The sequence below is a fragment of the Roseobacter ponti genome (assembly GCF_012932215.1).
Taxonomy (GTDB): Bacteria; Pseudomonadota; Alphaproteobacteria; order Rhodobacterales; family Rhodobacteraceae; genus Roseobacter; species Roseobacter ponti.
On the sequence record NZ_CP048788.1, the window covers coordinates 2,969,810 to 2,992,088 of the forward strand.

28 protein-coding genes are annotated in these 22,279 nt (G+C 60.2%); 14 read left to right on the forward strand and 14 right to left on the reverse strand.

All coding sequences use genetic code 11. From position 1 onward, the window contains the following. The first annotated feature begins 126 nt into the window (after positions 1 to 126). On the forward strand, positions 127 to 1,251 hold the full coding sequence (locus G3256_RS14095; RefSeq protein ID WP_169641432.1) for a beta-ketoacyl-ACP synthase III: 1,125 nt from the start codon (positions 127 to 129) through the stop codon (positions 1,249 to 1,251). A 15-nt stretch (positions 1,252 to 1,266) separates the two neighbouring features. Here the strand turns inward: G3256_RS14095 and G3256_RS14100 are convergent, their stop codons facing one another. Then, positions 1,267 to 1,731, reverse strand: a complete 465-nt coding sequence (locus tag G3256_RS14100; RefSeq protein ID WP_169641433.1) for a hypothetical protein — start codon at positions 1,729 to 1,731, stop codon at positions 1,267 to 1,269. A 283-nt stretch (positions 1,732 to 2,014) separates the two neighbouring features. Here G3256_RS14100 and G3256_RS14105 point away from each other — a divergent pair, with 283 nt between their 5' ends. After that, positions 2,015 to 2,608 carry a thymidine kinase gene (locus tag G3256_RS14105; RefSeq protein ID WP_169641434.1) on the forward strand — a complete coding sequence of 198 codons (594 nt, stop codon included), beginning with the start codon at positions 2,015 to 2,017 and terminating at the stop codon, positions 2,606 to 2,608. A 52-nt stretch (positions 2,609 to 2,660) separates the two neighbouring features. Beyond that, complete coding sequence (locus G3256_RS14110; protein ID WP_169641435.1) at positions 2,661 to 2,906, forward strand: hypothetical protein; 246 nt, start codon at positions 2,661 to 2,663, stop codon at positions 2,904 to 2,906. Here G3256_RS14110 and G3256_RS14115 read toward each other — a convergent pair whose 3' ends face one another. The 5 genes from G3256_RS14115 to G3256_RS14135 form a co-directional block, all read right to left on the reverse strand. Beyond that, positions 2,907 to 3,845 (reverse strand): 2-hydroxyacid dehydrogenase, encoded by a 939-nt coding sequence (locus tag G3256_RS14115; protein WP_425501486.1) that lies wholly within the window; start codon positions 3,843 to 3,845, stop codon positions 2,907 to 2,909. Between the two features lie 11 nt (positions 3,846 to 3,856). Next, positions 3,857 to 4,195, reverse strand: a complete 339-nt coding sequence (locus tag G3256_RS14120) for a tRNA-binding protein (RefSeq protein WP_169641437.1) — start codon at positions 4,193 to 4,195, stop codon at positions 3,857 to 3,859. Beyond that, positions 4,188 to 5,003 carry a pyrroline-5-carboxylate reductase gene (proC, locus tag G3256_RS14125; RefSeq protein ID WP_169642449.1) on the reverse strand — a complete coding sequence of 272 codons (816 nt, stop codon included), beginning with the start codon at positions 5,001 to 5,003 and terminating at the stop codon, positions 4,188 to 4,190. The genes G3256_RS14120 and proC overlap by 8 nt, the downstream gene beginning before the upstream one ends. Before the next feature lie 39 nt (positions 5,004 to 5,042). Next, positions 5,043 to 5,543, reverse strand: a complete 501-nt coding sequence (locus tag G3256_RS14130; protein WP_169641438.1) for a type III secretion system chaperone family protein — start codon at positions 5,541 to 5,543, stop codon at positions 5,043 to 5,045. Positions 5,544 to 5,834: 291 nt separating this feature from the next. Beyond that, entirely contained in the window at positions 5,835 to 6,077 is a 243-nt protein-coding gene (locus G3256_RS14135; protein WP_169641439.1) for an accessory factor UbiK family protein, read from the reverse strand. Positions 6,078 to 6,171: 94 nt separating this feature from the next. On the opposite strand from G3256_RS14135, the gene lgt reads away from it, so the two are divergent. The 4 genes from lgt (at position 6,172) to G3256_RS14155 (ending at position 10,372) form a co-directional block, all read left to right on the forward strand. Further along, positions 6,172 to 7,056: a prolipoprotein diacylglyceryl transferase gene (gene lgt / locus G3256_RS14140; protein ID WP_169641440.1), complete on the forward strand. Its 885-nt coding sequence runs from the start codon at positions 6,172 to 6,174 to the stop codon at positions 7,054 to 7,056. Further along, complete coding sequence (locus G3256_RS14145) at positions 7,053 to 8,111, forward strand: class I SAM-dependent methyltransferase (protein WP_169641441.1); 1,059 nt, start codon at positions 7,053 to 7,055, stop codon at positions 8,109 to 8,111. The genes lgt and G3256_RS14145 overlap by 4 nt, the downstream gene beginning before the upstream one ends. Then, entirely contained in the window at positions 8,108 to 8,863 is a 756-nt protein-coding gene (pgeF, locus tag G3256_RS14150; RefSeq protein ID WP_169641442.1) for a peptidoglycan editing factor PgeF, read from the forward strand. The genes G3256_RS14145 and pgeF overlap by 4 nt, the downstream gene beginning before the upstream one ends. 756 nt (positions 8,864 to 9,619) lie before the next feature. Continuing rightward, the gene (locus tag G3256_RS14155; protein ID WP_169641443.1) at positions 9,620 to 10,372 is read left to right on the forward strand and encodes a Hint domain-containing protein; all 753 of its coding nucleotides are present in this window, start codon (positions 9,620 to 9,622) and stop codon (positions 10,370 to 10,372) included. Here the strand turns inward: G3256_RS14155 and G3256_RS14160 are convergent. Then, positions 10,369 to 10,869: an Lrp/AsnC family transcriptional regulator gene (locus tag G3256_RS14160; RefSeq protein WP_169641444.1), complete on the reverse strand. Its 501-nt coding sequence runs from the start codon at positions 10,867 to 10,869 to the stop codon at positions 10,369 to 10,371. The genes G3256_RS14155 and G3256_RS14160 overlap by 4 nt on opposite strands. Positions 10,870 to 11,068: 199 nt before the next feature. Here G3256_RS14160 and trxB point away from each other — a divergent pair, with 199 nt between their 5' ends. Both trxB and G3256_RS14170 read left to right on the forward strand, forming a co-directional pair. Continuing rightward, a complete protein-coding gene (gene trxB, locus G3256_RS14165) occupies positions 11,069 to 12,070 on the forward strand; it encodes a thioredoxin-disulfide reductase (RefSeq protein ID WP_169641445.1) in 1,002 nt (333 codons plus the stop codon). Positions 12,071 to 12,203: 133 nt separating this feature from the next. After that, positions 12,204 to 13,544: a cytochrome P450 gene (locus G3256_RS14170; protein WP_169641446.1), complete on the forward strand. Its 1,341-nt coding sequence runs from the start codon at positions 12,204 to 12,206 to the stop codon at positions 13,542 to 13,544. Between the two features lie 6 nt (positions 13,545 to 13,550). Here the strand turns inward: G3256_RS14170 and G3256_RS14175 are convergent, their stop codons facing one another. From G3256_RS14175 to G3256_RS14185, 3 genes are all read right to left on the reverse strand, one after another. After that, the gene (locus G3256_RS14175; protein ID WP_169641447.1) at positions 13,551 to 14,423 is read right to left on the reverse strand and encodes a PhzF family phenazine biosynthesis protein; all 873 of its coding nucleotides are present in this window, start codon (positions 14,421 to 14,423) and stop codon (positions 13,551 to 13,553) included. Positions 14,424 to 14,499: 76 nt separating this feature from the next. Beyond that, complete coding sequence (locus G3256_RS14180; protein WP_169641448.1) at positions 14,500 to 14,724, reverse strand: DUF1150 family protein; 225 nt, start codon at positions 14,722 to 14,724, stop codon at positions 14,500 to 14,502. A gap of 3 nt (positions 14,725 to 14,727) precedes the next feature. Continuing rightward, on the reverse strand, positions 14,728 to 15,141 hold the full coding sequence (locus G3256_RS14185) for an Hsp20 family protein (RefSeq protein ID WP_169641449.1): 414 nt from the start codon (positions 15,139 to 15,141) through the stop codon (positions 14,728 to 14,730). A 158-nt stretch (positions 15,142 to 15,299) separates the two neighbouring features. Between G3256_RS14185 and G3256_RS14190 the strand changes: the two genes are divergently transcribed. From G3256_RS14190 to G3256_RS14200, 3 genes are all read left to right on the forward strand, one after another. Beyond that, the gene (locus tag G3256_RS14190) at positions 15,300 to 15,524 is read left to right on the forward strand and encodes a YdcH family protein (RefSeq protein WP_169641450.1); all 225 of its coding nucleotides are present in this window, start codon (positions 15,300 to 15,302) and stop codon (positions 15,522 to 15,524) included. A gap of 81 nt (positions 15,525 to 15,605) precedes the next feature. Beyond that, a complete protein-coding gene (purE, locus tag G3256_RS14195; RefSeq protein WP_169641451.1) occupies positions 15,606 to 16,094 on the forward strand; it encodes a 5-(carboxyamino)imidazole ribonucleotide mutase in 489 nt (162 codons plus the stop codon). Further along, positions 16,087 to 17,154: a 5-(carboxyamino)imidazole ribonucleotide synthase gene (locus tag G3256_RS14200; RefSeq protein ID WP_169641452.1), complete on the forward strand. Its 1,068-nt coding sequence runs from the start codon at positions 16,087 to 16,089 to the stop codon at positions 17,152 to 17,154. The genes purE and G3256_RS14200 overlap by 8 nt, the downstream gene beginning before the upstream one ends. Here the strand turns inward: G3256_RS14200 and G3256_RS14205 are convergent, their stop codons facing one another. Together G3256_RS14205 and G3256_RS14210 are read right to left on the reverse strand one after the other, a co-directional pair. Further along, on the reverse strand, positions 17,155 to 18,297 hold the full coding sequence (locus G3256_RS14205; RefSeq protein WP_246227621.1) for an alpha-D-ribose 1-methylphosphonate 5-triphosphate diphosphatase: 1,143 nt from the start codon (positions 18,295 to 18,297) through the stop codon (positions 17,155 to 17,157). Further along, on the reverse strand, positions 18,284 to 19,075 hold the full coding sequence (locus tag G3256_RS14210; protein WP_169641454.1) for an alpha/beta fold hydrolase: 792 nt from the start codon (positions 19,073 to 19,075) through the stop codon (positions 18,284 to 18,286). Before G3256_RS14210 ends, G3256_RS14205 begins: the two co-directional genes overlap by 14 nt. Positions 19,076 to 19,147: 72 nt before the next feature. Here G3256_RS14210 and G3256_RS14215 point away from each other — a divergent pair, with 72 nt between their 5' ends. Beyond that, positions 19,148 to 19,603: an NUDIX domain-containing protein gene (locus G3256_RS14215; RefSeq protein WP_169641455.1), complete on the forward strand. Its 456-nt coding sequence runs from the start codon at positions 19,148 to 19,150 to the stop codon at positions 19,601 to 19,603. On the opposite strand, the gene G3256_RS14220 is transcribed toward G3256_RS14215, so the two are convergent. Next, a complete protein-coding gene (locus tag G3256_RS14220; protein WP_169641456.1) occupies positions 19,536 to 20,414 on the reverse strand; it encodes a DMT family transporter in 879 nt (292 codons plus the stop codon). The genes G3256_RS14215 and G3256_RS14220 overlap by 68 nt on opposite strands. Before the next feature lie 334 nt (positions 20,415 to 20,748). Beyond that, complete coding sequence (locus tag G3256_RS14225) at positions 20,749 to 21,486, reverse strand: sensor histidine kinase (RefSeq protein ID WP_169641457.1); 738 nt, start codon at positions 21,484 to 21,486, stop codon at positions 20,749 to 20,751. A gap of 320 nt (positions 21,487 to 21,806) precedes the next feature. Here G3256_RS14225 and G3256_RS14230 point away from each other — a divergent pair, with 320 nt between their 5' ends. Beyond that, positions 21,807 to 22,244, forward strand: coding sequence for a response regulator (locus tag G3256_RS14230; protein ID WP_246227623.1), 438 nt, complete (start codon positions 21,807 to 21,809; stop codon positions 22,242 to 22,244). Positions 22,245 to 22,279 lie beyond the last annotated feature (35 nt).

Below are 22,279 nucleotides of genomic sequence, written 5' to 3' on the forward strand. Positions count from 1 at the left end.
CACCCAGGCACATTGAGCCTGGCATGATCCTCAGAGCCCGGCAGACGCTACGTCACCCGGGGCGATGTGACTTGACGCATGGTCCCCTTTGCGGTGACAACGACCCACCTGTCGGAGACCATATATATGTATCAGCCTGCCATCACCGGGACGGGCGTTTTCACGCCGGAAAACGTAATCACGAACGCGGAACTGGTCATTGCGTTCAATGCCTATGCCGATCTGTACAACTCGGAGAATGCTGCGGCGATTGCGGCGGGCGAGGCGGAACCCAAAGAGCATTCCTCCGAGGATTTCATTGTCAAAGCCTCCGGTATCGAACAGCGCTATGTGATCGACAAAACCGGGGTGCTTGATCCGCGGGTTATGCATCCGCTCTTCCGGCAGCGCGCGGACGACGAGCCCTCGCTGATGGCTGAAATGGGGCTTGATGCGGCGCGCAAGGCGCTGGCGGCTGCCGGCAAAGACGCAGGCGGCGTCGATCTTGTAATCTGTGCGGCCTCGAATATGGAACGGGCCTATCCTGCTGTGGCCATCGAAATACAACAGCTGCTGGGCTGCGGTGGCTTTGCCTTTGACATGAACGTGGCCTGTTCTTCGGCCACCTTCGGCATTCAGGCGGCCGCCGATATGGTGCGCGCCGGCAGCATCCGCAGCGCGCTGGTCATCAACCCTGAGATCTGCTCTGCACATCTTGAGTGGCGCGACCGCGACTGTCACTTTATCTTCGGCGACGTGGCCACGGCCACGCTGATCGAGCGCAGCGATGACGCGCAGGGCCCGTATTTCGAAATCCGTTCGACCCGGTGCGCCACGGAATTTTCCAACAACATCCGCAACAACAACGGCTATCTGCGCCGGTCGCGCCCGGCGGGCATGGCCGACCGCCGTGATATGCAGTTCATGCAGAACGGGCGCAAAGTCTTCAAAGAAGTTCTGCCAATGGTTTCAGAACACATCGCGGCCCATCTTTCTGATGAGGGTGTCGGGGCGGAGGCGCTCAGGCGGTTGTGGCTGCACCAGGCCAACAGGACCATGAACGATTTCATCGGCCGGAAAGTTCTGGGCAGAACGCCCGAGCCCGGCGAGCAGCCCAACATTCTGCAGGATTACGCCAACACATCCTCCGCCGGGTCGATCATTGCGTTTTCGAAATACTCAGATGACCTGCAGGACGGCGACAACGGGCTGATCTGTTCCTTCGGCGCGGGCTATTCGGTGGGCTCTGTGCTGGTGCAACGGCGCGGGTAATCCGGCCGCGCCGGGTCAGGCGCCGCCGTGATCCTCTTCAAGGTGCAGCTTCATATCAACCAGCACCTTTTGCAGCATCGAGGTTTCCTTGAGCAGCCTGCGCGCCTCGTTGACGGTGATTTTACCGTCTTCCATCGATTGCTGATACTCTGCCATCAGCATGGCAAAGCGCTGGCTCAGCGCAATCACATCGCTGTTCACTCCGCCCGGGCGCTCATCGTTGGGACGGCGTTCATCATATTGCAAAGAAGTGCCTGACAGTTCGGCCAGTGCGCCTGTGACATGCGGATAGCTCGCGGCCTTCTCCAGCAGTGCAACTGTCTCAATAGGCATGAAACGGTCGGCGTGCTCGTCATGGTCGGAATAATACCGTCCCAGAGTTGCTTTTGACTTTCCCGCCAGGCTGCAGGCCTGCTCGATGCCGACGTCTTTGACCAGGGCTTCGGTGTGTTTCTTAAGATACCGTCCGACTGCGTTCATTTTTCTTACCTTCCAGTCCGCAGTAAAACCAATTTCACCGGGGAAAACCATGCTGGGTTTTCCCATTAATCAGATGTCAGGGAAATGTCATTTATAAAAGCACTCCCACCTGTTGGGGGATTATGAGTAGCCGGCGTTCCCGCCGCCGGTCTTTGGGTAGGAGCCGCGTTGCGTGCTGCCGATGTGGGACAGGCAGGCCGGTGCGAACCGGCGTTCACGCAGCGGCTCTTTTCTGACCTCTGCGCGCCCTTGCAGCCCGGGATGCTGCGGCCTATCAAACCGCATGGCCAAGCTCTATTTTCACTACTCGACGATGAATGCCGGCAAGTCGACAGTGCTGCTGCAGGCAGCTCATAACTACCGCGAGCGCGGCATGGTCCCCTATCTTCTGACAGCACATTTCGATAACCGGGCGGGTCCTGCACAGATCGCCTCGCGCATCGGGATTGCGGCGGATGCTGATACCTTTGATGCCAGTGACGATCTGTTTCTGCGCCTGAAGGAAAGACTCGCGGCCGGGCCGGTGGCCTGTGTCTTTATCGATGAGGCACAATTTCTGTCAGCAGACCAGGTCTGGCAGCTTGCCCGTGCGGTGGATGATTTTGGCGTACCGGTCATGTGCTACGGGCTGCGGGTCGATTTTCGCGGCACCCTTTTTCCGGGCTCTGCGACGCTGCTGGCCCTCGCCGACGAGATGCGTGAAGTCCGCACCATCTGTCATTGCGGAAAAAAAGCCACCATGGTCATCCGTCAGGCCGCCGACGGCACTGTGCTCAGAGACGGGGCTCAGGTGCAGATCGGCGGCAATGAAACCTATGTATCACTCTGCCGGCGCCACTGGCGCGAAGCGACAGGCGACCGGCCGGCGGGAACCTGAGCCGGGGGATATCCGTTTTACCACCGGATGGTAATAACAAGCGGAGACCCTCATGGATCGCCTCAGTATTCTTCTCACCCTTATGACCGGTGCGGTCATAGGCGGCACTTTCATCGTAACGGCCTTTACGCTCGGCTATTTTTCAGTCTGGGCCGTTGTGATCTCAGTTGTGGCAACGCTGCTGCTGTCCTGGCCCGTGTCCTATCTGATTTCGCGTCGGATCAAGTCACAGGACCCGAACTGGGAACGTAAAGCCGAACCCCGGCTGGTGCCCGATACGGACGCGCCGGAAGTGTGATCAGACCGCGTTCGGGAGGTCTTTGCCCGCGAAAAAGGCCTTCAGGTTTTCGACCGTCATCATCCCCATGTCGGTTCTGACCTCAAGAGCTGCTGTGCCGATATGGGGCAGCAGAACGGCGTTTTCCATTGCTTTCAGTGCCTCCGGGACAACAGGCTCAAACTCATAGACATCAAGGCCCGCGCCGGCAATCTTTCCCGTCTGCAGGGCCTTGATAAGCGCGCTTTCTTCGACCACATTGCCGCGCGCGATGTTGATCAGATGGGCATGCCCCTGCATAGCGTCAAAGATATCCGCGTTTATCAGGTGGTGCGTTTCATCACCGCCGGGAACAGCAATCACCAGCACATCGACGGACCCTGCAAGCGCCGGCAGGCTGCCGGAGCGCTCGGCCGGGAATTCGAGGTCTTTGGCCGACCGTGAGTGATAGGCCACCTTCATCCCGAACCCGTAATGACAGCGTCGCGCGATGGCCTGACCGATCCGGCCCATGCCAACGATACCGACGGTTTTTCCGCCCAGGTGCATGCCAAGAAGCTGCGTCGGGTGCCAGCCTTCCCACGTTCCGGCGCGGACGATCCGCTCACCCTCGCCTGCCCGGCGCGCGCTCATCAGCATCAGCGTCATCGCCGTGTCGGCCGTCGCGTCAGTCACAGCACCCGGCGTGTTGGAGACCGCAATGTCCGCCGCGCGCGCAGCACCCGTGTCGATGTGATTGTATCCCACACCAAAATTAGCCAGCACCCTGCACCGGGGATCGGGTACAGCGTCAAAGATTTCCTGTGTGTAAAGATCCCCGAGCGTCGGCACCACACCATCATAGTCCCGCAAGGAAGCCTGCATCTCAGCGGCACTCATCGGGCCGGTATCCTGGCGCACATCAAGATCAAATAGCGCGCGCGCGGCATCCTGAACTGTTTCAGGCAGCGGTCGTGTCATCAGAACCTTTGTCAATGCATCCGCCCTCCGTCCGGTACGTTGAGATCGGGGCTCAGCAGCACAATCGCTCCCCGGGCGTCCGCGACGCCAAGCACCAGCACCTCCGACATGAATGGTCCGATCTGTCGGGGCGGGAAATTGACCACCGCCATCACCTGCTTTCCGACCAGAACCTCGGGCGTGTAGTGCGTGGTGATCTGGGCGGAGGTCTTCTTCTCTCCGATTTCCGGGCCGAAATCGATCCAGAGCTTGATTGCAGGCTTGCGTGCCTCGGGGAAGGGTTCGGCCCGCAGGACCGTGCCTTTACGGATATCGACCGCCATGAAGTCGTCAAACGTAATTTCAGCCACTGGCCAGCTCCCTCGACCGTTCGGCGGCCGCATGCACCGCCCGGCGCAGCAGGGCGGGAAATCCGTTGTCCTCGTCCATCAGAACCTCAAGCGCAGCCTGGGTCGTGCCATTTGGTGAAGTCACATTGATCCGCAGCTGGTCCGGTCCGACATCCGCCGCCATTGCAAGCGCGCCGGCGCCGGCGACAGTCGCCTTGGCCAGTTGCAGCGCCAGCGCAGGATCCAGCCCTTCGGCCTCACCTGCTGCCGCCATGGTTTCGATCATGTGAAACACATAGGCCGGCCCCGAGCCGCTGACGCCCGTGACGGCGTCAATATCCGCCTCACGTTCCAGACGCACCACCTGTCCGACCGCGCTGAGCAGCAGATACGCTTCGTCGAGAGCCTCAGCATCCGTCGCGCCATTTCCGACAATCGCGGTGATCCCCCTCGAGATAGCCGCAGGCGTGTTGGGCATCGCGCGCACCACAGGGGTCTGATAGCCAAGCATCTGTTCAAAAAAATCAATGGTGATCCCCGCCGCTACGCTGACAAACACTGTGCCGCCGCCGCCCATCTCTTTGAGCGCCGGCAGCGCGTCGCGCATCATCTGCGGTTTAACGGCCACCAGAACGATCGCAGGAGACGCCGGAAGGTTGCCCGACAGATCCACACCGGACGCTTTCAGCCAGTCGGAGGGATATGGCTCGACGACGGAAACAGATTCTGCCGGCAGTCCGCGGGACAGCCAGCCTTCAAGCATCGCTGAACCCATTTTCCCGCACCCGAGAAGCACCAGCCCCTCGCGTGCGATACGCGTATCTTTCATCATTTCCGCTCCCGGATCCGGTGTCGTCCGGGTCAGGTTTTACGCGCGACCGTAAGCCTCCGCAATGGCGACCTGAAGCGCCTGCTGTGGGCTCTGATCGCCCCAGACAAGAAGCTGCATCGCCGGATAGTAGCGCTCGGCACTCATCACCGCCGCGCTGATCATGGTGTTGATCTGATCGGCGCTGGCGACATGTCCACCGGCCAGGACCAGGCCATAGCGGTACACCATCAGCTTTTGTTCGTCCCAGTACGTAAAGGCACCCGCCCAGCACTGGTCGTTGATGTGGTTGAGAAGTTCATAGAGCTCCGCGTGCTTTTCATCGCGCGGTTCCATGTCGAAGGTACAGATCATCCGCAGGGTCTCGTCATAGGCCGACCATGCCAGCGTCAGTGAATAGGTCCGCCACTGACCCTCTACCGCCATCGCGATCTGCTCGTCGGAAATCCGGTCAAAATCCCACTCATGATGGGTTGCCAGATGCTCAACGATGTCGATCGGGTGAATGTCGTCTTCCAGAAACTGCTCGGACAGGGCCATGGTGCCACCTCTTTTTATCGCTCTGGCGAGTGAGGTCTGTTCAGCCCCCAATGCCAGGTGCCTGCGCTATGGGTCGGGGCGAGCCCCCGTACTCATACACTATATGGTGCGGCCCGGGAGCCATTCTGGCAACCCCTATTCTTGTGGGTAACCACAATAAGTTGTGGATATCGGGCCACGCGGCCCAAAACTGCGCAAAACGTTAAATAACTGTTACCGAAACCGGCCCGCGCGCAGGCGTGCGGCCTGCGGACGGTTAATCAGTTAATCGGGATGCGCGCGCGGCGGCGTTCAGCCTTTGGCTTCGAGCTTATCGAGTCGCGCCCGCAGTGCTTCGTTTTCTTCGCGGGCTTTCTGGGCCATGGCGCGCACGGCGTCGAACTCTTCGCGGGTCACAAAATCGCGGTCGGCGAGCCAGCGGTCGATCATGCTTTTCATCGCGGTTTCCGCCTCTTCCCGCGCGCCCTGTGCCACGCCCATGGCGTTGGTCATCAGCTGCGAGATGTCGTCGAATACTTTATTGCGGCTTTGCATGGTTTTTCTCCGTCTGCGTCTGACCGTTATATGGGGTGCAAATGCCCGCTGTGCAAGGTTGACTTCCGGGCCGGGCAAAAGGCAACTGTGCGGCATGCAGGCTCTGATCCCTTTTCCGGATATTTCGCCCGAGATTTTCTCGGTTACGGTCTTCGGATTTGATTTCGCGCTGCGCTGGTATGCGCTGGCCTATATCGTCGGCATCGTCATCGGATGGCGGCTGGTGCTTGCGGCGCTGCGCCGGCCGGGGCTGTGGCCTGATGATAAACCGCCCGCCACACCGGAACGCGTCGAGGACATGCTGACCTGGATCATCGTCGGCGTCATCCTGGGCGGGCGGCTCGGCTATGTCGCTTTTTATCAGCGGGAGTATTATCTTGCGAACCCCGGCGAGATCCTCGCGATCTGGCAGGGCGGCATGGCGTTTCACGGCGGGATGATCGGTGTTGTTGTTGCAGGCTTCGCCTACGCGTTACTGCACCGGCTGCCCAGACTGAGCCTTGCGGATGCGATAGTGCTTGGTGTGCCGCCGGGACTGCTGCTGGGACGGCTGGCAAATTTCATCAATGCCGAGCTCTGGGGGCGCCCGACGACCCTGCCCTGGGGCGTGGCCTTTCCGGGCACAGCAGCCCAGGATTGTCCGGGCGTCGAAGGTCTGTGCGCCCGTCACCCCTCGCAGCTTTACGAGGCGGGGCTCGAGGGTCTGTTGCTGGGCGCGCTGCTGATCTGGCTCGTGTGGCGCAGTGGTGCGCTCAAACGTCCGGGGTTCGTGGCAGGCACGTTTTTCGCAGGCTACGGGTTTTCCCGATTCCTTGTTGAGTTCGTGCGCCAGCCTGATGCCTATTTCAGCGGCCCCGGCAACCCCCTCGGGCTCGCGTGGCATGTCGATGGCTGGGGCCTCACCATGGGACAGATCCTGTCCCTGCCGATGATCCTCGCCGGGCTCTGGCTGATGGCACGGGCCCGTCGCCGGCAATGACACTGCGCGACCTGCTCACGGCACGGATAGCGGAAAACGGGCCACTTACCGTTGCGGAATATATGGCCGAGTGCCTGTTGCATCCCCGGTACGGATACTACACCACGCGCGACCCGTTTGGCCAGGCGGGAGATTTTACCACGGCACCCGAAATCAGCCAGATGTTCGGCGAACTGATCGGACTTTGCATGGCTCAGGCCTGGCTTGATCAGGGCCGCCCGGCACCTTTTACACTGGCCGAAGCCGGTCCAGGGCGCGGAACCCTGATGGCTGATATCCTGCGAGCAACGGCCGGCGTGCCGGGGTTTCATGAAGCTGCAAGCGTGACGCTTTTTGAAGTCTCGGAAAAACTGCGCGCTCTGCAGACCGCGGCCCTCGCACCGCTCAGGCCGGTCTTTGCTGATACCCTTGATGCGCTTCCGGTTGCGCCTCTGTTTTTTGTTGCCAACGAATTCTTTGATGCCCTGCCGATACGCCAGTTTGTGCGCGCAGAAAAACACTGGCGGGAACGCCAGGTCGGCCTGCAGGACGGCGCGCTGTGTTTTGGTCTCGCACCTGAGTTGCCGCAGCCGGCCCTGTCGCACCGTCTGGAAGATACGGTTCCCGGAGATATGGTCGAATACGCACCTCAGGCCGGGCCTCTGGCAGAAGCAGCAGGACGCAGAATAGCAGATACCGGCGGGCTGGCACTGATCATTGATTATGGCGACTGGCGCAGCACCGGCGACACATTCCAGGCGGTGAGAGAGCATAAAAAGGCCGGCGTCTTTGAAGAACCGGGCCATGCGGATCTGACCGCGCATGTGGATTTCGAAGGACTGGCACGGGCGGCCCCCTGTGCCGCGACACAGCTCACCACCCAGGGAACGTTCCTTGAAAGACTGGGCATCACGGAACGCGCGCGCCGGCTTGCGACCCGTCTCAGCGGCACGGCGCTGGAAGTGCATATCGCAGCACATCGCCGCTTGACGCACCCTGACGAAATGGGAACTCTGTTCAAAGTGCTGGGTCTTTATCGCGATGCGGACGGACCGCCACCCGGATTGGAACGATGACGCTTGAAATCCTGACCGCTGACAGTCTCGGACCTGTAAGGCACGGGTTTTTCACCCGGCGCGGGGGCGCATCATCGGGTGTATTTGCGGGCCTTAACTGCGGATCCGGGAGTTCTGATCAGTCGGAAATTGTCGCAATCAACCGCGCGCGCGTGGCACAGGCAATGGGGGTTGGCACCGATCACCTGGTGGGCGTACATCAGGTTCATTCAGCTGATGCGGTCACTGTCACCGGCCCGCTGCAGGAAAAGCCCAGAGCAGACGCGCTGGTGACCGATCAGCCCGGTGTCGCGCTGTCGATCCTGACGGCGGACTGCCAGCCCGTACTTTTTGCCGATCATGAGACCGGCGTTATTGGTGCAGCTCACGCAGGATGGAAAGGCGCTCTGAACGGCGTGCTGGAGGCAACGATTGAGGCCATGCTCGGTCTGGGCGCTGCGCGTGGCAACATCCATGCCGTCATCGGCCCTTCTATTTCGCAGGCCGCCTATGAAGTCGGGCCGGAATTCTTTGATGCTTTCAGCGCCGAGGATCCGGAGTACGCACGTTTTTTTGCAGGCGGCACCGGTGACCGGATGATGTTCGATTTGCCGGCCTTCGGGCTGTACCGTCTGCGCGAGGCCGGCATCGGATCAGCCGAATGGACGCGACACTGTACTTATGCGGATGCAGACCGATTCTTTTCCTACCGGCGCAGCACCCATAAAAAAGAAGCCGACTACGGCCGGCTGATCGCCGCCATCACGCTGTGAAATCGAACCAAAGGCGGCAGAAACCCGGCGAAACCTGCCCCGGGAAGGCCGCATTTGCCGTGAACAATGCTGAATTCTCTGCCCTATTGTCTCCTGCCAAAGTGATTTTCTTCTCCGTTTCCCCATAAAAACAACAGAAAATCGCGAGACCGCCCAAATCGGGCAATTCGTTCAAAATTGCAGCAATTTTTCCGTGAAATTAATTCAGATTTATTGTTTCCCGCCCCAAACCTGCCCGAATGGTCGGGCAGTTTGATGCTCAACGAGAGGCAAATGCCCCGGAGCAGACAAAAAAGAGCAGGACAAGAACATGAAACCCAATAAACGCTTCATCCGGTCCGTCGTTAAGACCGCCGGGATGTCAAAAACACAAATGCCCTGGCAACGGGGGGAGCGTCGTGCAGCCTTTATCGCCAGGCGCGCCGGAAAAGAGCAACCGGTCGCCAGATCTGCCTGAATCATTCCCTCCAGAGTGACGGCCCCGGCAGAGGCCATTTCCTTAACCCTTCCGCGACGAATCGCGGGAGGGTTTTTTCCTGCGCCAATTGTGACGAACCGGCTGAGGCTGAAGAAACAAACCTACCGGATCGTCAGGATTGGTCCCGGGTACGTGTCGAATAGCACAGGACCTTTGACAGATCTGCAGGCCGTCGCACATTCTGTCCGGACCCAAGACACGAAAGAACATGTACCTGTCCTTTCCGTGCTCGTCGGTGGGGCCGACACGGGATGTGACCAGCTTTAAAAGGTGATCGCATGACCCTCACGCCGCCCGCATCCACACTGCCTGCTCCCGTTTCCGCCTCTGATACCCGTCCCGCATCCCGCATCAACTGTGCGGTCCGGATTGCGGACATTGCCGCCCTGAGATCAGACCGCAGCACGATCATCGGACAGCGCCGGATCCCGGCTTTGCCGCTTTTTGACCGGGCGTTTTCAGCCTTTGCCCGTGGCACGCTCGTGCACACGCCGCAGGGCCCCGTGGCCGTGGAAGATCTGCACCCCGGCGACAGGGTCGCAACCTCCGGCGGCACCGGTGAAATCACCTGGATCGGATCGGCATCATACGCGCCCGCGGACGACGCGGGCCGCATGCCGCTCACCCGGATCATGGCTGACAGCTTTGGTGTGAACCGGCCGGACAGTTTTGTCAGCCTCGGCGCTGCGGCATGTCTGCTGCAAACACCCGCGCACCTTCGTGCGGGCTATGAGGGCCGGCAGGTCATGACCCCTGCCAGGAGTTTTGTGGACGGGGTGAACGTTATTGAAGTAACGCCCCCGACCCCGGTTCGGCTCTTTCACATCGCCCTGCGCCAGCATGACGCAATCATTGCGGGCGGTCTGGAGGTTGAGAGCTTTCACCCTGATGCAGCGGCCCTGCGGGACACATCGCATACGCTCCGCGACGTTTACATGTCGCTTTTTCCGCACATCGAATCGCTCAGTGAATTCGGGCCGGTGGCGTTTGAACGGCTTCCTGCGGATGCGTCAGATCAGACCGCGGCTTAACCGGCAGCACTCAGGCGCGCTTCGAGCACGTCAAAGGGCACACCGGGATCGTCCTTGGCACAGCGGATCACCAGCGATGTCTTGACGCTGGCGACATTCGGGGTGGTCAGCAACTCGCCGGTAAGGAACTTCTGAAAACCGGACAGGTCGGGTGCCGCGCATTTCAGGATGAAATCAACCTCACCGTTGAGCATATGGCACTCGCGTACGAGCGGCCAGGCCCGGCAGCGGTTTTCAAAGGCTGTCAGATCGGCTTCAGCCTGGCTGGCCAGGCCAACCATCGCAAAAACCTGTACTTCAAAGCCAAGCTCGCGGGCGTCGACTTCCGCATGATACCCTTTGATATAACCCGACTCTTCCAGCGTTCTGACCCGCCGCAGGCAGGGCGGCGCCGAAATGCCCACCCGCCTTGCAAGCTCGACATTGGTCATCCGACCATCTGCCTGCAACTCAGCAAGGATCTTCCGATCTATCGGATCCAGACGTGTTCCTGCCATATGCCCCCCTGATTTTGCAGAAGTTATAGCACCGCCACAGGCACGCGCAATATTATTTCGCAATTGCGCAAGATTCTTTCTGGAATTCTTCGAACCTGTAATCCGACTATGCACCAGGCGCCTGCATTCGAGGGGTTTAAGCCCTGCCTCCGCCGCTATATATCGGTGGCTGCTGCAACCAGACCAGACGGGGATTATCATGGGTAACACACGTAAAACGCGCGTACTTATTATCGGCTCAGGCCCTGCCGGTTATACCGCCGGCGTCTATGCCAGCCGCGCGATGCTGGACCCTCTTCTGGTGCAGGGTATTGAACCCGGCGGGCAGCTGACCACCACCACTGAAGTGGAGAACTGGCCCGGTGACACTGAAGTGCAGGGGCCCGATCTGATGGTGCGCATGGAAGCGCATGCCAAAGCGATGGGTACCGAAATCATCGGCGATATCATCGTGGACCTGAATCTCGAAAAACGCCCCTTCATCGCCACGGGTGACAGCGGCACGACCTATGTGGCCGATGCAGTAATCCTCGCGACCGGCGCCCGGGCCAAATGGCTCGGACTGCCGTCCGAAGAAAAGTTCAAAGGCTTCGGTGTCTCAGCCTGCGCGACCTGTGACGGCTTTTTCTACCGCGGCCAGGAAATTGTCGTGATCGGCGGCGGCAATACGGCCGTGGAAGAGGCGCTGTTCCTGACGAACTTCGCCTCAAAGGTCACCCTGATCCACCGCCGCGACGAGCTGCGCGCGGAAAAGATCCTGATCGACCGGCTGATGAAAAACCCAAAAATCGAACCTCTGTGGTTTCATGAGCTCGAAGAGGTCGTGGGCACGGATGCTCCGCTCGGTGTCGAAGCGGTGCGGGTGAAAAGCACAAAAACCGGCGAAATAACAGAAATTCCGGCCAAAGGTGTCTTTGTCGCCATTGGTCATGCCCCTGCCAACGAGCTGGTGAAGGACGTGCTTGAGACGCATATGGGCGGCTATGTCGTCACGAAACCCGACAGCACCGAGACATCGATCCCGGGAGTGTTCGCCGCAGGCGACCTGACCGACCACAAATACCGCCAGGCGGTCACATCTGCCGGCATGGGCTGCATGGCGGCGCTCGAAGCGGAGCGCTTTCTGGCAGAAAACGAGGGCGAAGAGACCTCCCTGCCCCTGGGCTACGGCGCTGAGGTCTCCGAAAGCGCCGCGGAGTAGCACGCAGACCGGGCGCGCCCTGAGCAGGTGTTGCCTGCGTACGGTGGGTTAAGTCGGTAAACACACGACATATGGATAACGCCAGACGTGCCCTGACCGAAGACCGGTCTGAACCGTTTCAAGCGAGGTCCATATGCCCACACGTGCCGCCCTGTCCCATATTCCCGGCCCGCCCCTGCCGCCGCTCGTTGGCCATACGCTGACGATCGCCCGCGACAGTTATGGCACACAGCAGGAATATATCCGTCGTTACGGCCCTGTTTACAAAACGAAAATGCTGGGTGTCTGGAGGGTCAACCTTTGCGGGCCGGACGCGCTCGAATATGTGCTGCTGGATCAGGAAAAAAATTTCTCATCCGAAGGCGGCTGGGACGCGCTGCGCAAAATCTACCCGGGCGGCCTCATTCTGCAGGATTTTGACAAGCACCGCATGAACCGCAGGATCATGACAGCAGCCTTTCGCGCTTCTGCCATCCGGGAATACCGGGCGCGCATGGAGCAGACGATGAACGATCTGCTGCTCAGCTGGCCGCGCGAACGCCCTTTTGATTTTTACGCCGCCATCAAGGATCTGACCCTGCGCATGGGTGGTGCCGTCTTTATGGGGCTGCCGCTCGATGGCGCACTGGCACAAAAGATCAACCGCGCCATCAAAAACGAGATCCGCGCCTCGGTCACGCCGATCCGCCATGCCATCCCCTTTACACCGATGTGGCACGGGGTACGGGGGCGCGATTTTCTGCGCAACACTTTCCGGGATCTGATCGCTGAACGCCGGGAGACGGGCGGCAATGATTTCTTTTCACAGATGTGCGTGGCCACGGATGATGACGGTCACGCGTGGGATGAAGAGCAGATCGTCAACCAGTTCAATCTGCTGATCATGGCCGCACATGACACCACAGCTACCTCTCTGACCGTGATGATGTCGGCTCTTGGCTCTCACCCGGAGTGGCAGCGCCGGCTGGTTCAGGAAGTCGCGGATCTGGGGGATGTACCGCTCGATGAGGACGCGCTGGCAAAGATGACGGAGACCGATAAGGTTTTCCGGGAAGCGCTGCGCCTTGTGCCCCCTGTGCCATTTATTCCGCGCCTGGCGCTGCGTGATTTTCACTGGCAGGGCTTTGATATCCCCGCCGGGACATCGCTGGCGCTCAATCCGGGCGTTACGATGCTGTCGCCGGATCTCTACACCAGTCCCGAAGGTTTTGATCCGGACCGGTTCAGCCCGGAGCGCGCCGAGGACCGCAGCCACCGTTTTGCCTGGACGCCTTTCGGTGGCGGGGCGCATAAATGTATCGGGATGCATTTCGCCACCATGCAGGTAAAGCTCTTTGTGGCGACGCTGCTGCGCAGGAACCGGGTCGGCCTGCCTTATGGCGCACCGGAATGGCAGCGGATGCCGATCCCGAAACCAAAGGGGGGATTGCCCCTCGTGCTGCGCCCGGCGACAGCCCTGCGCCGCGCCGCCTGAGCCGGGTCAGGGAAAATGCACAGTGCCTGACATCACGATGACGCCGTTGCCGCTGACCTCGACCCCGGTGATGGCGTCGCGCGGGCCCAGCACGCTGACCTGTGCCTGACCGGGGCGACCCATGGTGTGCCCCTGTTCGGCGACAAAATCCGGTTTACCGATCAGCCCGTGAGACCACAGATACGCTGCCATGGCACCGGTCGCGGAGCCGGTGAAGGGGTCTTCGGCAGGAGACGGCGGCGCCAGCAACAGGCGCGCATAAGTATCGCCGGCGTCTGTCGCCCCGTCCTGAACGACCCAGAAGGGCTCCATCAGGTCCGTCTCCGAATGCCCCAGATGCGTGGCGAGCCTTTGGAAAGCGCCATGATCAAAGGTCAGCGCCTCAAGCGCTGCGCGGTCGCGCAGGACCGTGATGCAGAACGGCAGGCCTGTTGAGACAATCTGCGGCGGCGCGACGATCTGACCGGGTGAAATGCTGCCAGCTTCGGCGACGATACCGGCCGGAACCGTTTCACCGAACTGCGGCGCGATCTGGGTCATTGTGACCCTGGTGCCGCTGACAGTTACCGGAATGATGCCTGCCCCGGTCTCCAGCGTCAGCGACCCGTCGTCTACCATGCCACGGGCCCGCATTGCGGCCACGGTCGCGATGGTGGGGTGGCCGGCAAACGGGATCTCACGGCTCGCGAGAAAGTACCGGACACGGATGTCCGCCACGTCGGAAGGCCCGGTAAAAGTACATTCCACCAGAGAGGTTTCGCAGACGTAAGCCATGCATAATTCCGCAGGCAGTGCCGCGCTGTCATGCACGACCGCGCAGCCGTTGCCCCCAAAGGCCCTCGCGGCAAAGGCATCCACCCAGTCGAACTGATAATCCATCGCCCGTCTCCCGAAATAAAAAAGGGCCGCAGCGGTCTGCAGCCCTTCTTAAGTCTTCAACACCCCTCAGGCGGCGTCAATGCACGGCGACCGGCGCATAGTCATTCTGCCGCGCGAGACGAAACGCAAGGTTGCGGTCCGCGACAAGTGCCAGCTGCTGGCCCTCGCTGTCATGCACAGCATAGAGCTGCTCCAGGCCTTCAATCTGGCCCTGCACCTCGTCGGGCAGGTCGGTCACATCGATCGCTTTGACGTAAACGATGCGGCTGTCTGTCTGGTGTCCTTCAAACGGTTCGTGCATGGCTCACCCCTTTCTTATGTTGATTGTTTTGACGACGGACTGCGGTTTCGCGCGCGTCAGATCTACGTGCAGCAGACCGTTTCCGATGATGGCTTCACCCACGTCCACACCATCGGCGAGCACAAAGCTGCGCTGAAACTGGCGGGCGGCGATGCCGCGGTGCAAAAACACGCGTCCTTCGCTGTCATCGGTCTGGCGACCGCGGATGACCAGCTGCCGGTCCTCGACGGTGATCGAGATATCTTCTTCGGCAAAACCAGCAACAGCCAGCGTGATCCGGTAGGAGAAATCGGATGTCTGTTCGATATTGAACGGAGGGTAGCCCTCATTGCCGGATTTCGCAGTGCGCTCCAGCAGGCGTTCAAGCTGCTCAAATCCCAGCATATGGGGATATGAACCAAGGGTCATTTTCGTCATGCGACACGTCCTTTTAGGTCAAGCGACAGTCATTCAGAATCCCTTAACGGCGATCCCTGACATGAATATGGGGAGCAGTCGCGCCACAGACAAGGGCTATGCGATAAAGTCCCGAGCCCTTATGATGATACCGGTAACAGCTATGGAATCACGCTGCGATGAACGTACAGTCCGACCTTTCGATGAAAACCGATGAGGTGCTGCGCGTCGAACTTGCGGTTTTTCGACGTGAACACCGCGATCTTGACGAGGCCATTCATGCGCTGGCGGAAAAAGGCATGGGTGATCAGCTGACACTGCAAAGGCTGAAAAAGCGCAAACTGCGCCTTAAGGATGTCATTGCACAGATCGAAGACCGTCTGACGCCGGATATCATTGCCTGAACTTTTCTGACCGCATTGCCAGGCAGGACGATTCGACTATAGTTCCGGCTCGCGCGGGACAGGCTCAGGGAACCCTCACATATGACCACGCCGGTTGTTGGCATTATCATGGGCAGTCAGTCCGACTGGCCCACCATGAAAGAGGCAGCGGTGCTGCTGGACGAACTTGGCGTGGATTATGAGACAAAGATCGTCTCGGCCCACCGCACCCCCGACCGGCTCTGGAATTATGGGAAATCGGCTGTGGACCGCGGACTGCAGGTGATCATTGCCGGTGCCGGCGGTGCTGCGCATCTGCCAGGGATGATGGCTTCCAAGACCCGCGTGCCGGTGATCGGCGTGCCGGTGCAGACCCGCGCTCTGTCGGGCGTGGATTCTCTTTATTCCATTCTGCAGATGCCACGGGGTTTTCCCGTGGCGACCATGGCCATCGGGTCTGCGGGTGCGGCTAATGCTGCGCTGATGGCCGCAGGCATTCTGGCTCTGAGCGACGATGCCCTTGCCGGCCGGCTCGATGGCTGGCGTGCTGCCCTTTCCGCATCAATCCCAGAGGAACCGGCAGATGACTGAGCCCCTGCGCACCGGCGCGACGATCGGTATTCTGGGCGGCGGACAGCTCGGGCGCATGCTGAGCGTAGCGGCCTCCCGCCTCGGGTTACGCTGTCACATCTATGAGCCCTCGGACAACCCGCCCGCAGGACAGGTCGCAGATGCCGTCACCACCGCACCTTATGAGGATGCAGAAGCACTCGGACGCTTTGCCCGAAGTGTCGATGTGGTGACTTATGAGTTTGAAAACGTCCCGACCGCAGCTCTGGATACGATCGAGGAAATCGTCCCGATCCGGCCCGGTCGCGAGGCCCTCAGGATCAGTCAGGACCGCCTGACCGAAAAGACCTTTCTGCGGGATCTCGGACTTCAGGTCGCGCCCTTCGCGGACATTGCCGATACCGGCGCGCTCGCCCAGGCACTGGCTCTCATCGGCACCCCTTCGATCCTGAAAACCCGCCGGTTCGGCTATGATGGCAAAGGTCAGGCGCGCCTTCAGGACGCGCAGGATGCCGCCACCGCATATGCGCAGATGCAGGACCAGCCTGCCCTGCTCGAGGGGTTTGTGGACTTCAGCTTTGAGGTGTCGGTGATAGCGGCGCGCAGTTCGGCAGGCGAGGTTGCCTGTTTTGATCCCGGTGAGAACGTGCACAAAGACGGCATTCTGCGCACCACAACTGTTCCTGCCCGGCTGAACGCAGCACAGCGCACCGACGCTGTTCTGATCGCAGCGAGAATTCTGAATGCGCTCGATTATACCGGTGTTCTCGGGGTCGAGCTTTTTGTCACGCCAGCCGGCCTCGTGGTCAATGAAATTGCCCCGCGGGTGCATAATTCCGGCCACTGGACCCAGAACGGATGCGTCGTGGACCAGTTTGAACAGCATATCCGCGCTATTGCCGGATGGCCTCTGGGCGATGGCAGCCGCTATTGCGATGTGACGATGGAAAACCTCATCGGCGATGACATGGACCGGGTTGCGGCGCTCAGTGCGGAGAAAAACACCGCTGTGCATCTCTATGGCAAAGTGGAGACAAAGCCCGGACGCAAGATGGGCCACGTGAACCGGATCACAGGTTAATCAGCCGAAAAACCGTTCGGCAATCCGTCCCGACACGTGGCTGAAAACGCCGCCTGCGATTGTTGCTGCAACCCTGCGCGTGGACGCATCAAGAATGACCAGATCGGCGCGCTTTCCCGGCTCCAGCGTGCCGCGGTCGGTTAGACCCAGCGCGCGCGCAGGACCGGAGGAGACGAGCCCCCAGGCCTTTGTGAAACCGACCATACCGGTGTCGGCAAGCATCAGCGCCGCGCGGCGCGGGCTGGGGTAATGGTAGTCAGAGGCCAGCGCGTCGCAGTAGCCCATCGCAATCAGATCAATGGCGCTGGCGTTGCCTTTGTGAGAGCCGCCGCGCACCGCGTTGGGCGAGCCCAGAACAACCGTACCGCCGGCATCTTTTGTGGCTTCTGCGGCCTCAATCGTTTCCGGGAACTCCGCGATGCTGACACCACGGGTCTGCCAGGCGGCGCGGTCTTCGCGCGTTGCGTCATCATGGCTGCCCATCCGAACCCCCTGAGCCGCAAGCGCGGCGCACAGCGCATCCAGTGCTGCAGGCACCTCGGCCATGCCGGCATGCAGGTTCTGCAGCATTTCCAGATGCACTTCAGGATTTCGGGCGGCTTTCAGCGCCTGTCCCACCAGCCCGGGCGGCCTGCGTCCCTCTCTCAGCCGGTCATGTGCCAGGTGGTCGTTGAAAACCACATATCCGACCTGCCAGTCGGCGATTCTGGCCGGCAGATCGTCATAAAGATCCAGCTGTGAAATCTCGAACCTGAGCTGCCCGCGGATGTCGGTGGAAAGAGACGGGGCGGTGTCGCGCACAGCACTGAGCACTGTACCGGCGAATTCGGGGCTTCGGATGCCACCTTCCCAGCTGGCGAACTGTGCCAGCACGGCCGTGGTAATCCCGTTGGCCGCAAGTTCGGCTTCGGTGGCGATCAGCCCCTCAGCCATCTGTTTCATCGCACCTCGCCGGGGCGCCAGATGGCGCTCAAATCCGTCACCGTGCATATCCACGATCCCGGGAAGCACCAGATAGCCCGAGAGATCGACATCGCGCGCCACAGGCTCGTCTGAAACCACCCCGCCCGCAATGCTCAGCGGTACCTGCTGAACACCCGCCGGTGTCAGCACGTCCGCGCCTGTCAGTCTAAGGTCTGCCAATGAATGTTCCCACGTCCGGCACACAGCTGCCCTCCGGACAGCCGAGCTGATCGAGTACCGCATCAAGCCAGCTCAGGGAATGGTCAAACCGTCCCGTCTTCAGAAAAGCGACGGTCTGAGCGATGACGCGCGGATTGTTCATCATGAAGGTATGGGTGACCGGCAGAACGATATGATCACGCATGCCGGCAAGGCGGGTGGATGATACGGAAACCTTTCCGTCATCCCGACCAGGCAGAAGCGACGAGAAGTAGGGATTGAGGGATCTGTCTCCGGCGATCACCCCGAGCTCAAAGGTTGCGGGCGGCAGGCGGCGTGGCAAAGAGCCCGGGCCTGTGCCCAGCTGACCGCCGGCAGGACCATTAATCCAGTCAAAAGCTTCTATATCGTTGAAGGCGTCAACGACCTCGCTGCCACGATTGGGCGGGGCCAGCATCACAACCCGACCCAGCCGGTCGGGGTTCATATCCGCCACCCACTGGCGCACCAGAATGCCTCCCATTGAATGGGTTACGAAATCGACCGGGCCTGCAGCCCCACATTCCGCAACAGCGTCGGGGATTGTCCGGCGCACCAGTTCATCGACAGGAGCCGTCGTCGACGGATAGCCCGGACGCACAACCTTATATCCTTCGTTCTCAAGAGCGGCTTCCATCAGAGCAAAGGAAAACTCAGTACGTGCAAGGCCGTGCAGAAGTACCACGCATTTTGCACCGGTCGCCATTGCCGGGCCTGCAAGCGCAATGAACGCAAAAAACAAAAGGGTTAAATGTCTCATCAGGATTGAGATAGGGCGAGAGGCCGCGTTACAAAAGAATGACGTGACGCGATTTAGACGAAAGTGAACAGAATGGCCATGAAAACGCCGCGCCTGGCTGTCCGGGCGGTGATCGTTCATGCCGGTCGGGTGCTTCTTGTGAACGCCTGGCCCGGCAACAGGAGCGAGCTGATGTGTGCGCCTGGCGGCGGAGTCGAGCCCGGCAGTTCGCTGCCCGAGAACCTCGCGCGCGAGGTGTTTGAGGAGACCGGTCTGCGCATTACCGTGGGCATGCCCTGTCTGGTGAACGAATTTCACGATCCTGCCAGCGGGTTTCATCAGGTCGAGATATTCTTTCAGTGCGCTTTGTCCGGATCATCTGAGATTTCCGACAGCTGGCAGGATCCGGAAGACATCGTGAACCGTCATCTGTGGGCAGATGCAGGTGATCTGGCCGGATTGATGGTCAAACCGGACAGCCTCAGGGATCTGGCTTTTGGTCCGTCGGGCGGGGCGCGATATGACCCGCTTGAGACGATCGTGATGTAACCGCCAGTGCAATCCCGCTGAGGACAAGCACGGCGGCAAGAACGACAATCAGCGGCACCGGTTCACGCAGCAGCGCGGCCCCGCCGGCGATCGCGATAACCGGCACGCTCAGCTGTACCACCGCTGCCACGCTTTGCTGCAGCTGTGGCAGAACCCGATACCACAGCGCATATCCGAGACCGGACGTCAGACCGCCGCACAGAACAGCGAGAATCCAGCCCGTCGGCGTCACGTCACCGGGCAGCCCGGCAATAAGCAGCAGGGCCGGAAAGCACAGGATGAAGTTTGCACCGGTCGCGGCAAGAGGATCCCCGCGGGCGCGGCCGCCGATGGTGTAGGCCGCCCAGCCCAGCCCCGCAATCACCATGAAAAGCGCGCCCGTCGGGTCCGCACGACCGCCCGGTCCGGGCCACAGGGCCAGCATCAGGCCGCAGAAAGCGACCGAGGCGCCGGCAATCTGCCGTTTCGACGGGCCCGTCCCGGTGACAGCACCGTGCAGGAACATCGAAATCTGGACGACCCCGAAGAGGATCAGGGCACCCAGGCCCGCATCCAGCGTGATGTAGGCAAGTGAGAATCCGATCATATAGACCGTAAGGCTGAGCGCGCCGGTCAGCCGGCGCATACGAAACAGCGGCAGTGGCGTGCGCCTGGCCAGTACGATGAGCCAGAGCACGAGAGCACCGGAAAGAACCCTGAGTAATGCGAAGTCAGTCGGCCCGATGTGGCCCCCGTCCACAGCCATGCGTGTCAGCACCGAATTTGCCGCAAAGGCCGTCATGGTGGCACAGGTCAGGAGAATCAGCCGCATAAAGGTGAGTACCGCGAAGAACACAAAGCGCCAACTGCCTCGTAATTGCAGCGCCTGAGGTATAACCCCTGTTTTCAGATTTTCATCGGGGTACAGGCCGCGCAATGACATTCCGGGATGGACAAGACAGATAATTTACGGACGACGCCGGATCGGTCCGGACAGGTCATCCGTAAAGAACCCTGAGCCGGTTTCGGTATGCTTCCTTAACACCAGTCGGGCCTGCGTGATCTTCAGATGCTGCCGCGTCTATACATCCGGCTCCGTGAAGAGGTTGGTTCTGAGGTGCGACGCAGCGCGTGTTCGCTTCCCCAGCATGTTCAGAGACAGCGCCTCACAAAAGTGGCAGGCGAACCTCCATCGTTGTGCCGCGTCGTCCGGCCTCACTGATAATATCGATGCTGCCGTGATACCGCAGTGCGATTTTCCGGGCGATCGCAAGCCCCATACCGCTCCCTTCTACCTCGTCACGCGGCCTTAGTGTCGTCATCGCGCCAAAGACGCGTTCGTGATAAGCTATCGGTATACCGGGACCATTATCGCTGAGGCGCAGGATAATCGTATTCCGCTCTTTATGTGCCGCAACCACGACTTTGCCTGCCTGCCTGTCATGGTGCTTTACGGCGTTGGACAGGAGCGCGTTTAGCAGGGTCAGAATATCTCTTTCGCCCATGCGGACTGATGGCACCTCAAGCGCCCGCACGAGGCTGAAACCTGAAGGCAGTCCGATCTCATCGATGACCTCGGTCAGAGCGCCATCAAGATCGACTTCCGTCACATCCTGCATCCGACCGACACGCGAAAAAGTCAGCAGATCCACAAGCATCCGGTCCAGACGGCCGGTATGCTGGTTCATCAGGTCAATGCTCTGAGCGACCTGACCATCCACCCTGATACCCGCTTCTGCAAGATCGTCTGATATCCATTGCGGCAGTTCGATCAGTGCCCTGACTGAATTCCGGACATCATGACTGATCAGATAAATGAAATCCTCAAATTCAGAGGAGGTGGGAAACTCACTCTCAGCCTTGGTTTCTGAACGTGCTAATGATGTGGAAGCGGATGGAAGCATTGACCGAAGCCCTTTGGAGATATCTGCACCGGGTGTATCAGCCGCTCCTGAACACGCGGTTAATGCTGCAAAAACCGGCATTGTGAATCGCCCGGTTTCGCGGAGAGACCAGCCGCAACAATCAAAACGGGCGCTTTAATCCCGGGTTAATCCACGCGCGTTATGGAGGGAACTGAGTAGAGCGCGGCGCCTGCTTCTGTCCGCTCTCAGAGCGGCCAGGGGTCTGTAATCAGTCAGCCAACCTGTGGCAGCAGCGTCAGACACGGCAACACGGGCCAGCGTCCGGGCAAGCGGAAGCACCGCTGCGGAGGAGAGTAACAGTGCACCACAAGACCGTCGAAGCGACCTTCCTGCTGGTTGATGACGATGAAATCAGCATCATGGCCATGAAGCGTGCGCTCAGGAAGCTGAAGATCGTCAACGAAACGCTCGTCGCAAAAGACGGGCAACAGGCGCTTGATATCCTCAGGAATGCAGCCGGGGACGGAAACGGGACGCTTCCACCCTTCATCGTGACCCTCGATCTGAACATGCCGCGGATGAACGGTCTGGAGTTTCTCGAAGCGGTCAGAGCTGATCCGATGCTCAACAGACTGGTGATTTTCGTCTTTACCACATCGGATATGCCGGAGGACATTCAGTCGGCCTACAGCCAGAATGTCGCGGGTTACCTCGTGAAAGAAAATCCCGGCGAAACCTTCTCGCGCGCGCTGGAAATGCTCGGGGCTTATTCGCGGATTATCGAACTGCCCGCCTGAGACGAAAAAGGCCCGCCAAAGAGGCGGGCCTTTCT